Source organism: Pseudoalteromonas sp. KAN5, assembly GCF_022846535.1.
GTDB classification, from domain to species: Bacteria; Pseudomonadota; Gammaproteobacteria; order Enterobacterales; family Alteromonadaceae; genus Pseudoalteromonas; species Pseudoalteromonas haloplanktis.
The window spans coordinates 3,799,090-3,812,094 of the sequence record NZ_AP025589.1 but is presented as its reverse complement, the minus strand read 5'-3'; the positions used below and the strand labels follow the sequence as shown (position 1 = coordinate 3,812,094).

13 protein-coding genes are annotated in these 13,005 nt (G+C 41.9%); 5 read left to right on the top strand and 8 right to left on the bottom strand.

The annotated features are described in order from the left end of the window. The first annotated feature begins 92 nt into the window (after nt 1-92). From recQ to KAN5_RS17050, 4 genes are all read left to right on the top strand, one after another. The gene (gene recQ, locus KAN5_RS17065; protein ID WP_138555601.1) at nt 93-1,916 is read left to right on the top strand and encodes a DNA helicase RecQ; all 1,824 of its coding nucleotides are present in this window, start codon (nt 93-95) and stop codon (nt 1,914-1,916) included. A gap of 15 nt (nt 1,917-1,931) precedes the next feature. Continuing rightward, nucleotides 1,932-2,231, top strand: a complete 300-nt coding sequence (locus KAN5_RS17060; RefSeq protein ID WP_244390153.1) for a DUF3630 family protein — start codon at nt 1,932-1,934, stop codon at nt 2,229-2,231. A 152-nt stretch (nt 2,232-2,383) separates the two neighbouring features. Beyond that, a complete protein-coding gene (locus KAN5_RS17055) occupies nt 2,384-4,006 on the top strand; it encodes a ShlB/FhaC/HecB family hemolysin secretion/activation protein (RefSeq protein ID WP_138973966.1) in 1,623 nt (540 codons plus the stop codon). A 77-nt stretch (nt 4,007-4,083) separates the two neighbouring features. Beyond that, nucleotides 4,084-4,629, top strand: a complete 546-nt coding sequence (locus KAN5_RS17050; protein ID WP_036981231.1) for a mechanosensitive ion channel domain-containing protein — start codon at nt 4,084-4,086, stop codon at nt 4,627-4,629. A gap of 84 nt (nt 4,630-4,713) precedes the next feature. Here KAN5_RS17050 and KAN5_RS17045 read toward each other — a convergent pair whose 3' ends face one another. From KAN5_RS17045 to KAN5_RS17035, 3 genes are read right to left on the bottom strand one after another with little or no spacing between them, the layout of a single operon-like run. Further along, entirely contained in the window at nt 4,714-5,772 is a 1,059-nt protein-coding gene (locus tag KAN5_RS17045) for a succinylglutamate desuccinylase/aspartoacylase family protein (RefSeq protein WP_016709415.1), read from the bottom strand. Beyond that, nucleotides 5,759-6,664 carry a 30S ribosomal protein S6--L-glutamate ligase gene (gene rimK, locus KAN5_RS17040; protein ID WP_016709416.1) on the bottom strand — a complete coding sequence of 302 codons (906 nt, stop codon included), beginning with the start codon at nt 6,662-6,664 and terminating at the stop codon, nt 5,759-5,761. Before rimK ends, KAN5_RS17045 begins: the two co-directional genes overlap by 14 nt. A gap of 10 nt (nt 6,665-6,674) precedes the next feature. Continuing rightward, on the bottom strand, nt 6,675-7,103 hold the full coding sequence (locus KAN5_RS17035) for an ATP-dependent zinc protease (protein ID WP_016709417.1): 429 nt from the start codon (nt 7,101-7,103) through the stop codon (nt 6,675-6,677). A gap of 150 nt (nt 7,104-7,253) precedes the next feature. On the opposite strand from KAN5_RS17035, the gene KAN5_RS17030 reads away from it, so the two are divergent. Next, nucleotides 7,254-8,225: a zinc transporter ZntB gene (locus KAN5_RS17030; protein ID WP_016709418.1), complete on the top strand. Its 972-nt coding sequence runs from the start codon at nt 7,254-7,256 to the stop codon at nt 8,223-8,225. Here the strand turns inward: KAN5_RS17030 and KAN5_RS17025 are convergent. The 5 genes from KAN5_RS17025 to KAN5_RS17005 form a co-directional block, all read right to left on the bottom strand. Continuing rightward, nucleotides 8,203-8,427, bottom strand: coding sequence for a Rho-binding antiterminator (locus KAN5_RS17025; RefSeq protein WP_244390152.1), 225 nt, complete (start codon nt 8,425-8,427; stop codon nt 8,203-8,205). The genes KAN5_RS17030 and KAN5_RS17025 overlap by 23 nt on opposite strands. A 25-nt stretch (nt 8,428-8,452) precedes the next feature. Then, on the bottom strand, nt 8,453-8,731 hold the full coding sequence (locus KAN5_RS17020) for a DUF3325 family protein (protein ID WP_016709420.1): 279 nt from the start codon (nt 8,729-8,731) through the stop codon (nt 8,453-8,455). After that, a complete protein-coding gene (locus tag KAN5_RS17015; protein WP_016709421.1) occupies nt 8,731-9,075 on the bottom strand; it encodes a hypothetical protein in 345 nt (114 codons plus the stop codon). The genes KAN5_RS17020 and KAN5_RS17015 overlap by 1 nt, the downstream gene beginning before the upstream one ends. Next, nucleotides 9,072-10,595 carry a PepSY-associated TM helix domain-containing protein gene (locus KAN5_RS17010; protein ID WP_244390151.1) on the bottom strand — a complete coding sequence of 508 codons (1,524 nt, stop codon included), beginning with the start codon at nt 10,593-10,595 and terminating at the stop codon, nt 9,072-9,074. Before KAN5_RS17010 ends, KAN5_RS17015 begins: the two co-directional genes overlap by 4 nt. A 118-nt stretch (nt 10,596-10,713) precedes the next feature. Next, nucleotides 10,714-12,864: a TonB-dependent siderophore receptor gene (locus KAN5_RS17005; RefSeq protein WP_244390150.1), complete on the bottom strand. Its 2,151-nt coding sequence runs from the start codon at nt 12,862-12,864 to the stop codon at nt 10,714-10,716. Between the last annotated feature and the right edge of the window lie 141 nt (nt 12,865-13,005).

Sequence of the window (13,005 nt, the reverse complement as noted above, 5' to 3'; positions counted from 1 at the left end):
TTATGACTGGTAAGACGAGTAAAGCACAACTAAAAAGAAAGTGCGATAAAATCACCTATGCAAGGTCGCCTAAAAGCTCTAAAATGACCGCGATGAATACACCAACCCCCACTCCAAGCACCATTGTGCGCAGTCCCGCCGCTATACTCAAACAAGTGTTTGGTTATAGTGAATTTCGTGATGGCCAAGAAACGGTGATCAATGCAGCCCTCAGTGGCCAAGACACCCTCGTGTTATTACCCACAGGCGGTGGCAAATCAGTATGCTACCAAGTGCCGGCACTGGCCTTGAGTGGCCTTACCGTGGTTATCTCACCATTGATCTCACTCATGCAAGATCAAGTGTCACAACTCCAAGCGCTTGGAGTAAAAGCGGCGTATATTAACAATAGCCTGAACCGCGACGAGCAACAACAAATATACCAACAACTACACAGTGGCTTGATAAAACTACTGTATGTTGCTCCAGAAAAAATTCTACAACACGAATTTAAAGAACGCCTAGGTCACCTTAATATTAGTTTATTTGCGATTGATGAAGCACATTGTGTGTCGCATTGGGGTCATGATTTTCGCCCGCATTATTGTCGCCTAAGCGAGCTTAAGCTGCATTTCCCACACGTGCCTATGATGGCACTAACTGCTACAGCTGACAAAGCAACGCGGTTTGATATTGTGCAACAGTTAGGTTTACAAGCTCCCTATATTCATACTGGCAGTTTTGATAGGCCTAATATTCGTTATACCATAGAAGAAAAGTTCAAGCCGCTCGCACAGCTCTTACGCTATTTAAAAGAACAACAAAATCAAAGTGGCATCATTTATTGCACTAGCCGTAAACGCGTTGATGAAATAGCTGAAAAGATAGCTGACGCAGGAATGAATGCTGCGGCTTACCATGCTGGCATGAGTAACGAGCAACGCCAGTTTGTGCAAACAGGTTTTGCCCGTGATGATATTCAAATCGTGGTTGCCACCGTGGCCTTTGGGATGGGTATTAATAAGCCCAATGTGCGATTTGTACTACATTACGATATTCCAAAAAGTATTGAATCTTACTATCAAGAAACGGGCCGCGCTGGGCGTGATGGCCTTGCGGCTGAAGCAATCATGTACTTTGATCCTGCTGACATTGGTCGAGTAAGACGCTTTTTTGAAGACATTGAAGATGAACAGCGTCGTCGCGTCGAAGAGCAACGATTTAATGCCATGGCCAGCTTTGCAGAAGCACAAACCTGCCGCCGACAAATACTGCTTAACTATTTTAGTGAATACCAACGAGAACCGTGTGGCAACTGTGATATTTGCTTGAATCCACCAAAAAGCTTTGATGGTACTTTAGTTGCCCAGCAAGCACTCTCATGTGTGTACCGTGCCGAGCAGCGTTTTGGTTTAGGTTACATTGTTGAATTATTACGCGGGGCTAATACTAGCCGCATTCGTGATAACAATCACCACCAGCTAAGCACCTACGGTATCGGCAAAGATCACAGTAGTGAATTTTGGCTGAGTATTTTACGCCAACTTATTCACCAAGGATTGCTCAGCCAGGATATCACCCAAGGTTCTGCTCTGCGTTTAACTGAAGGTGCTCGTGCGATTTTTAAAGGCGAATACGCACTGCAAATGGCCGAGCCACGCTTGCAGGCTAAGCACGTTTATCAAGATAAACTGGCCCAATTTAATTATGATAAAAAGCTCTTTGCTAAACTACGCGCCCTGCGCAAAGAACTTGCTGATGCTGATGATGTACCACCTTATGTGGTATTTAACGATAAAACTCTTGCAGAAATGGCACAGTTGATGCCAACCAATGACAGTGAATTTCTCAAAGTTTCAGGAGTTGGTTTTACCAAACTTAACAAATACGGCAGCCCATTTTTGCATGCTATTCGCAACTATTTAGCGACTTCCTAAGTACCGAGTAACAACATGACTGAATTTCAATTAGACCCCCGTCATAATGTAATCATTATCAACCCAAGCGAAATGCCCAATGATGATGACTTTGAACTATGGGCACATTTATTTTTGCATGCTCCCGCGCTCAGCATTAGCGAATTTGCCAGTGGTGCCGATCGCCACCAATGTCGCTTTAGCTACGCGCAACAAAACTTTAATTTAAACTTTGAACATTACAGTAATAGTATATGGATTAATGGTGAAGGAGTTGAAGCTGAGCAATTATTAGCTGTACTTGTGCATTATTTTCTTACACAAATGCAGCAATGAGGTGGACTTATACTGCAAGTTAGTGTGTAGTAAGCAAAGACTAAAGTTCATTTTCAAGGATTTAAATGGCCGTAAGCAGATGTTTTAAATTTTTATTTTTGAGCTGTTCTAGCTACCTGCTCTATGCCCCCTATTGCCTTGCACAATCACCTATGCAAAGCGAATCTAGCTGCCAAAAACAACAAACAACAACAGCCACTGAAACAAACCTTCACCGCCAACTTGATGGTGAGGAACTACTGCCTGAAAAAACCCCGGGCGCTAAAATAGCAAAAATCGAACTAAACCAACTTAACGTTTTTAATACTGAACTCGAAGAAGAGAATAACGCATTATTTAGATTTGCTAATCGTGCACATATGACCACCGAGCCTGATGTTATTAAAAGCATTCTGTTATTTATGCCTGAAGATAACTATGAGCCAAAAAAATTAGCCGAATCAGAACGCTTACTACGTCGCCAAGCTTACCTGTACGATGCAAATATAAGTGCACAAACTAATTGTGACGGTAATATTGATGTCACAGTTGAGACCCGCGATTTATGGACATTACTCCCAGAGGTAAGCTTTAGTCGAAGTGGCGGCGAAAATAAATCGAGCATAGGCTTTCGTGAGTCTAACTTATTTGGCTGGGGAAAACGCCTATCACTGTCACGTACAACTGATGCTGAGCGCAATGGTTATTTATTTGTTTATGATGACCCGAACATACTGTCTAGCCGTTACCGTGGCCGCGTCGAGTATTCTGATAACGATGATGGGAAACGCCATTTACTTGAGTTAACTTACCCGTTTTATTCAATTGACACACCTTATAGTTATGGCTTGTTGAGCTACTCAGATCAACGAACTGAATCGCTTTATGAACGCGGCGAAGTGTTCAGCCAATTTTCCCAAAAAACTGAATATAACCGTATTTACTTCGGTCATTCTAAACGCCTAAGTAATAGCTGGACACAGCGACTTACCGTAGGTTATACCCACGAACAACAGAGCTTTGCTAGTACTTTAGAGACCAATACACCACTGGCTGAAGAGCGAGAGCTAAGTTATCCCTATGTAAGCGGTCATTGGTTTGAAGATCACTTTGTAAAAGTTAGAAACTTCGACAGTATTTATCGCACCGAAGACCTTAATTTAGGGTGGAATGTACAAGCTTTACTCGGTTACTCAAGTGAAGAAGTCAGTAATGATGCCAGTCGCGCTGTGTACTCTTTTAATGCCAAAAAAGCGCACTTTAGCGGCAACGATACACTTTGGCGCTTTCATGCCAGTCTCGATGGTTATTGGAACGAGGAGCAAGGCAAAGTAGAGAACCTTTTAGCCAGCAGCCAAGTACAATATTATTTAAATACCAGTTTAGAGCAATCATGGTATGCCAGAATGCGACTTGATTATGCGGGTAATCTCACCCCAGATAAACAATTGAGTTTAGGTGGTGAAAATGGCTTACGTGGCTACCCATTGGACTACCAACAAGGTGATCGCAGCTTTTTGATTAATTTAGAGAAACGTTATTATTGGGAATACGACTTGCTGCAGCTTTTTAAAGTCGGCGGGGCTGCATTTTTTGATATTGGGCGCGCCTGGTTTAACGATAAAAATAACGGCGATAATGGTCAGGTATTAAAAAATATTGGTGTTGGTTTAAGGCTAGCACCGAGTAGAGCCAATGCCGGTACGGTGATTCATTTAGATATTGCCGCTCCCCTAGATAAAGATGATGACGTTGATTCAATCCAATGGCTTGTTACTGTAAAAAATGCCTTTTAATGGTCGCGAAAAACGCTAGAATACGGCTTAAGTAAAGCTGATTGGGACAACCTGTGGAACTACTTGATATTCTTATTATGCAATATAGGTGGGTGGTAACATTAGTTGCCTTGCTGGCATTCCCATTACTATTAAAACTCACTACTAAATTACTCGAAAAAACTATCAAAGGTAAGGTCGATATTCACAGAAAGTACCGTGCCGAACTGTTGCTAAAAATTATTCTCGCATTTGTGATGATCTGTTTAGTGCTGGTTTTTTGGGGCATTGAGCTACGAGGCTTACTGGTGTTAGGGTCTTCCTTGTTTGCTATGTTAGGGGTTGCGCTTTTTGCCGCATGGTCACTTTTAAGCAATCTAACTTCCTTCTTACTGATGTTTATCCAAAATGATTGCCGTGTTGGCTATTGGGTTCGCGTGATTGATGGCGCTAATTTTGTGGAAGGGCGCATTGTCGAAATGGGCCTAATGAATGTGGTACTTGAGCATATCGATGGCCACCGTGTTATTTACCCAAATAACTTGTTTGTTACCCGGCCTGTAATGGTATTAAGCAGTGAACCCAAACCCACTAAAGTAGCTCCAATAAAGCGTATTATCGGCCCTAAAAAGTCACCTCAGTAGTCTAACGGGTACAAAAAAGCCGCTGAAGAAAAAACCTTTTCAGCGGCTTTTTAAACCAATGTGTTCGTAAATCTCTTAAGCAGACTAATTATTTAAATCAGCAGTTTTTAACTCATCTTCAAGATCACTAATTTCATCAATAAAGGTTTCTAACTGTTGCTCTACTAAGCTATTCGCGTGGGCAAAATAAGCTAAGTGGAACACGGCATCCCCTTCATTAACTAATGGCATTGTTTGTTGCCCTATAACAATACCACTGCGTGGAGCTAACAGCTCAAGCTCTGAGTCGCCTAATGGGCTGCTGATATATGCTAATATCTGGCCCTTCATTACGCGCTCACCTAATGATACTTGTGCGCGTACAATACCATCAACCTCTGCACGCACCCAACTGGTCGAGCTCGCGATGATAGGTTCAGGCAGCTTTTTAGCACGCTTACCACGGATCATTTTTAAATGTCGCATCACGTAATCTACGCCTTGCATACCTGCGGCAATGGCTATTGGGTCAAAACGTAATGCTTCACCTGCTTCATAGGTAATAACTGGAATACCTAAGTTAGCAGCTTCGCTACGCAATGAGCCATTACGTAAAGAGGCATCAATCACCGCCGGCGTACCAAATGCTTTAGCCATTTGTGCTGTGGCTTCATCACTTAAATTGGCACGGATTTGTGGCAAGTTAGTACGATGAATCGCCCCAGTATGTAAATCAATAATGTGCGTACAGTGAACGGCCACTTGCGAAAAGAACATATGCGCCATACGTCCTGCAAGAGAGCCACGAGTAGAACCCGGAAAGCTACGATTCATGTCGCGACGATCGGGTAGATAACGTGACTTATGGATAAAGCCAAATACATTCACAATAGGCACCGCAATTAACGTACCCCGTAACTGAGACGGATCTATTTTCGCTAATAATTGGCGTACTACTTCAACACCATTGAGTTCATCACCATGAATTGCTGCGCAGACCATTAACACTGGGCCAGCTTGCACTCCATTCACTACTTCGATAGGAATATTTAACGGTGAGTGGGTGTACAGCTTTGCAGCTTCCAAGGCCAGTGTTTTACGCTCGCCTACACCTACCGTTTCACCTAATAAAGTAAACGCACTATTGATTTTAACCTTTGCCACGCGTTGCGGTCCTTTTAGTCGCAGCGGTTTTTTCGATAAATTCGATCACCATGCCTGCAATATCTTTTCCTGTCGCCACTTCAATACCTTCAAGACCTGGTGATGAATTTACTTCCATTACCAAAGGCCCGCGAGATGAGCGAAGTAAGTCAACCCCAGCTACATTCAAGCCCATCGCTTTAGCCGCAGCCACAGCTGTTCTACGTTCTTCAGGCGTGATACGCACTAATGTTGCACTGCCACCGCGGTGTAAATTAGAACGGAACTCGCCTTCTTGTGCTTGACGCTTCATCGCGGCAATCACTTTATCACCTAATACAAAACAGCGAATATCAGCACCACCCGCTTCTTTAATATATTCTTGCACCATAATGTTAGCTTTTAGACCCATAAAGGCTTCAATAACACTTTCTGCTGCTTTACGCGTTTCAGCTAACACCACACCAATACCTTGTGTACCCTCGAGCAATTTAATGACCACGGGTGCACCACCTACCATTTCAAGTAAGTCTTTCACATCGTCTGGTTTACTAGCAAAGCCTGTTACTGGCATGCCTACGCCTTTGCGCGACAATAACTGTAACGAGCGTAATTTATCTCGCGAACGTGAAATTGCCACAGACTCATTAACAGGAAACACATTCATCATTTCAAATTGACGTAATACGGCGCAACCATAAAACGTAACCGAAGCACCAATACGCGGGATAATGGTATCAAAGTCTTTTAGATTTTCACCGCGGTAGTGGATCTCTGGTTGTTCAGAGTTAATGTTCATGTAGCAACGTAATGCATCAATCACTTTCACTTCATGACCACGCAACTGGGCAGCCTCGATTAAACGACGTGTTGAATATAAATTTTTGTTGCGAGATAAAATACCGATTTTCATAGTTAATACCTTAACTATCTAATAAATGAGATAAAGCCGGATCAACGACTATACGATTTTCCATGGCTGTACGCCCTAATAACATTCTAAATTTCATGCTGGCTCGACTGGTTAAAGTCACCTCAATAGTCCAACTTTGACCACCGGCACAGAGCTGAGTTTCAATAAAATACCGTAACTCCCGTTGCCCACTTGAGCTAGTTACATACTTCATCTTTTTTACTTTAGCATGACACTGCACTTGAGTATGTTCGTCTTCTTGTAAAGGCTGGGCAGTAAACTTCACCCATTTTTCGCCTTCTAGTTCATATTCTTCAATATTAAGTGCATGGATACATGAGGTACGGGCACCCGTATCAATTTTAGCCTTAATTTGATTAATGCCAAGCTCAGGTAAACTTAACCACTCACGCCAACCAACAATTATCTTTGCCGTCATAAATGTGCCCTTTAATAAAAAACTGTCTTATACGCTACACGAGTAAAAACACCAATGAAATAAATTTATTAAGTCGATGAGTCAATTTGATTGACCTAACTCTTTCAATAGTCAACTATATTAACCATACAGCAATTAAGAGAATTTACTATGTTCAATGGTTTACTTCACGCACTTACCCTCGATGAGCAGGGCGGAGCGCATATAATAGAGAGCAGCACTGACTTAAATAATTGGCAACCTGAGCAAGGAAAACTCTGGGTCCATCTAGATTATAGTCAAGCTGATGCTATTGAGTGGCTAAAAAACAGTGAACTACTCACTGATTATGAGCTAGCTTCATTAACTGCCGATGAAACGCGGCCTCGGATCACCAAAGTCACCAACGGCTGTATGTTATTTTTACGTGGCGTTAATCTAAATCCGGCACAAAGCCCAGAAGACATGGTGTCTATTCGTTTATTCATTAATGAAAACATCGTGATCACGACACGCAAACGCCGCCTACTTTCGGTACAAGATGTGCTTATGTCATTAACAGAAAAAGCCGGCCCCTGCAGTATTTCTGAGCTTGTTTGCCAATTAACGCATAATCTTACTTCTCGTATGCAAGGCGTTATTGATAACTTAGACGATTCTCTTGACGAGTTTGAAGATGAAATTGACGAGCCAACAAAACGTTTCGATAACCAAGGTTTGTCGCAATTACGTCGTCAAACCATTGGCTTAAAGCGCTATCTAAAACCGCAAAAAGAAGCGCTTACTATGCTAATGACAAACCGCTATAGCTGGTTAGATGAAAACGATAAAGCGAAACTAAATGAAACAACCAACTTACTTATTCGTTTTATTGAAGAGTTAGACAACTCGATTGAACGAGCACAAATTATTCAGCAAACGATTACCAGCCAAGTTTCTGAGCAACTTAATCAGCGTATGTATGTCATGTCGGTCGTTGCCGCATTGTTTTTACCACTAGGCTTTTTAACTGGATTGCTCGGCGTCAATGTCGGCGGTATCCCGGGCACTGAAAGTCCTTATGCGTTTAGCGCCTTTGTAATTTTTCTGGTAGTCCTGACTGGTGCAATTGGCGTGTACTTTAAAAATAAGCGATGGCTTTGATCTGGTCAAGGCGAACTAAATGTTCGCCTTGACCTTCACATTTAATAAGTAAAAACTCCCCCTGCCCTTTATAGTTCTCAAGATTAATAGCTTTACCAATTAACGTTTCATCATCCGTTGTTGTAATTGTGACCTTAGCTTGCTGTATACAAAAAAGTTCAAGCTGATCGTAAGCTGTACATTTTATAGGCTGATAAGTCATAACAATAAACTCCTATACTCAACGATTAGTAACGCTTACCTCGTTTCCTAGTCAAAATAGTCACGACGGCCAATGCGCTCAACGACAATTGCCCACACCACCATACAATGGCCGAGCCTGCATTTAATTGCGTGATATTTATTAACAAGGAAAGACTAATAATGAGCAAACCAGCAGATAAATAGATCTGCTCACCAATGGCTGATATTGGCGTCAAAGCAAACGTTTTACGGTGCCTTGCCATTCCCAATGCTAATACTATAAAACCAATAAGGCTAATAATTAAACTGATAAATAATATCATCAGCGAGACTCCACAGGCTGATGATTTTTATGCAACATATCACCGGCATACAATGCAGCGCTAGAGATCACAATACCAGCAATAATAATTACACTACACCGCATTAATTTATTACTGGCAAATATCCACATAACTAAACAACAATATAAGACGATACCAATCAGCATCAACCATAACATCAGTGTGGCTTTACTCAGGTGAAATAAAGCACTGCCTAAGCTTGCTACGCCAGCAATAAACACACTTAAAAAAATGAATCCTAGAACACTTGCCAGCACGACTCGCCATAATATTTGCATACCCTTAGCATTGCTGATTGCTTGTAAAAAAGCCTTGATTGTCATTGTACGACTCCTCGTGGCGGCCTTTTAGGACGAGCAGTCACGGCTGGCTCATGTCCTTTACGCCAAACTATATGCGCAATATAAATAAACAACCCTCCGGTAAAAAATAACAATAAATCCATAAACAGCAAAGTGGCATCTCGCTCAAATTGATAGTTGAGAATGTGGCGTGAAGTAGTAAAAATACTGATTACAGGTAATGCTAAATAACTCACGCCTGTAATAAAGCTTAGTTCTTGCCAGCTGTGTTTGCACCCTCTTAGTATCGGGTAAACAAACGCCATAAGCCAAACAATAAAAAAACAATGAATTTCCCATTCGGCACGACTTTCAAGCTGCAAAGGTAGTAACCGGTTTGCAGCAAAATACCCCGAAATAGCTAAAGGTAGACCTATAATAGATGCTAAGTTAGTCACATCCATGATTTTATAACCGATGCGAAAACGTGGATTCATTTTTTGCTTACGTTTATTAGACCAAAGCAACAGGCCTGTGCCGACCATAGCTGTTCCCATGATCCCAGACAAGAAATACAGCCAACGTAGCGAAGTATCAGCAAAACGCCCGGCATGCAGACTAATCATGGTTCGTCGGGTTTGCTCTGCTGCGTTTGTTACCCCTGAATCATGCAATAGTTCACCTGTGACACCATGGTATCTAAGTGTTCGGTAATCTGAAGTGAGTTCTTCGGTTGCATTTTCATACACTTCCACCATAGCGTTACTATCGCCAGGGTTACTTACAATAATTGAGCCGATACCAGCGTGCCCTAACTGAGCTTTGGCGCTGTTGTAAATATCACCAAGAGGAAGTAATTGTGCTTTTTCTCCTGACGCTTTTAAAGCTGGGGCTTGATCGCTAAATGCCGAGAAGAAGCTACGTCTATCCCCATCGCCCATATTCATCGCCCATGAGAAGTACATAAGCATTAACGTCACTATCCCTGTGTAAGTGATCATAATATGAAAAGGAAGCGCAAGTACTGAACACACAGTGTGGCTATTGAGCCAGCTTTTTGCTCCTTTGTTAAATTGCAGTGTAAAAAAGTCTTTGAATATTTTTTTGTGAACCACAATGCCGGTTATAATTCCCACCAGCATCAACATTGCTGCTATGCCCACTAGCCAACGGGCATAAAATACCGGCATATAATGTAAATCAAAGTGAAACCGGTATAAAAACTCGCCTCCACGCGTTGCGCGGCTGTTAATTTCGTTACCTTGTTCATCAAGGCGAGCAACACTAAATCGCCCTGTAGTATTTTTATCACGCCAATAAGTGACAATCGGCGAAAAACGTTCATTAGGCGGCACTATGGTCCAGCGCGGAGCGTTTTCTGTATGCGTATTTAAAAAAGCCTGAGCCTGATTAATCGCTTTGTCTTTATGTTGGATCTGCTCTACTTCTGGTTGCATCCAATGAGTAATTTCATATTGAAAATACGCCAATGTCCCAGTCAAAAACACAGCAAATAAAAGGCAACCTAGTACCACACAAGACCATGTGTGTAACCAGTTCATGCTGTCTCTAAAACGTAATTTCACTTAATTTTTCCTACTGACATAAAACACTAAAGGCGCACTGGTCGCCTTTAGTAAATTACAGCGGACGAGCGGTCCGCTTATCATTGTGTTCAGCTTAAAAGTTATAGCTAAAGCTCACTGATACACTACGTGGCGCGCCGTAGCGATATAGATTTGATCTACCTGCAGTCATGTAGTTGTAGTACTTTTCGTCAAACAGGTTATTAACGTTAGCTTGCACTTTCATTGCTTCGTTAATGTCATAACGCGCCATTAAATTAACCAACGCATATGAACCTTGCTCTACGTTAACAGTACTACCTTCGGCATAAGATTTACTTTGCCAGTTGACACCACCACCAATTGTCAAGTCAGGTAATTGTTCAACAAATTGATAGGTAGTAAACAATTTAAACTGCTTACGAGGTGCTGAGGTATTTACTTTAACATCATCCGCATCTTCCGCTTCAAACTGAGAGTAACCAGCAGAGATATTCCAACCATCCACTGGTTCACCCATTACTTCAAACTCAAAACCACGACTTTGCGTACCCTCAGCGCCATAATAAGCTGACATCTGTTCTGCGGTCGGTACGTAATTTGGATCTTCAACGGCTAAGTTGTCTTGTTGGATATTAAAGATCGCAAGTGACGTTTGTAGACGCTCGTCAAAGTAAGCACTCTTTAAGCCGATTTCACTTGCTTTACCATCGATTGGGTCGAGGTATTCACCGTTCGCATCTAAGTTATTCTGTGGTTTGAATATTTCAGTGTAACTTGCATAAATACGGTGCTGAGAGTTCAGATCATACAAAGCACCAAAGTAAGGCACAAACACCCCTGAGTTACCGTAATCTTGCTCTGCACCATAGTAATAACGCTTACGATCCCACGATGAAATACGTCCACCACCAATCACTTTAAATGCATCAGTAATCGAAATACGTGTAGCTGCGTAAAAGCCTTTTTGCTCAGTATCATTATCGTCTTGTACTGTGGCTTCTTCTGTCCAATTAGGTTCAGCAATTGAATCGCCGGCAAAGTTATAGAAGTCATCAATTGGCACAGCATCCCATGCGGTACCACCAATAACAGGATCTGGATCGCGCGTGCTGGTTGTGCCTTCTTGTTTTGAATACAAAGCACCTAGCACAAAGTCATGAGTTTGATCGAATAAGTTGTATTGGCCTTTTAATTGTAAATCAAAGCTATCTTGCTCTGTGGTACCAAACGAGAAGTAACGCTGGCCAGTTAAGCCGGCACCAGTTTCTTTATCAAGCGCACCATACACATAGAATAATTTTGTTTCTTTGTCGTATTCTGAGTGGTTGTAATTAGCAACAAACTGCCAGCCATTTGAGAACACGTGCTCAAGTGAAGCAAAATAATTGGTGTGCTCAGTTTCCCAGCGCGTCCAATCTACAGCTGTGGTTTTTGATACATCCCAATCTGCTGCTGTACCATCTGTATAATAAGCGGGTAATGCACCCCACACCGGCCCATGTGGATCACTTTTTTGATAGCTACCGCCTACGCGAAAAATAGTGTCTGCAGTTAAATCAGTTTCTAATACACCGTAAAAAATCTTTTTATTTTCTTCGTATAAGTCAATGTAAGACTCGCTATCAACGACTTTAGCAACAACACGTCCACGCACTGAACCACTGTCATTCAAGCCATTGGCAAGATCAACGGTTAGCTCTTTTTTATTCCAGCTACCTACTGATAAATCAACATAGCCTGTTAAATCAGTGTTACTTGCACGCTTACGAACCAGGTTAATTGATGCAGACGGGTCGCCCGCTCCGGTTAATAAGCCCGTAGCACCACGAACAAACTCAACTCGCTCATAAATGGCCACATCCGCTGATGTTTCTCCAGAGTCCCCAGCCAAACTCCATGATAATGGCACACCATCTATTTGATAATTAGATACGCTAAAACCACGCGACTGCATAGTGTTACGAATGTTATCCATTTTTGATGATGATAAACCTACGGTGTTATCAACCGCATCAATAATCGTATCAAGGTCTTGGTCTCTAATACGTTCAGCGGTGAATACAGTGACTGATTGAGGAGTTTCACGGATAGATAAGCCTAATCCTGTGGCAGTATCGATGTTTTCATTAACAATATATTTGCCGTTAACAGTGATTTTTTCTATTTTATTTTCGTCTTTACTGTCGCTTTCTGCAGCAGCTAGATTCATTGACATTAGCGCGACACTGACAGCTGTCGCAATTGGCAGTAGGGTAAAATGCATGGTAATACTCTAATAAGAAAAACAACAACGCAAAAGATATCACGAATGATAACTACTTGCATCAATTATTATAATATAATACCACTTGAAGAAGTCACAATGTCAAATCTATCCACCATGTAAACTAATGCTCTATAAATA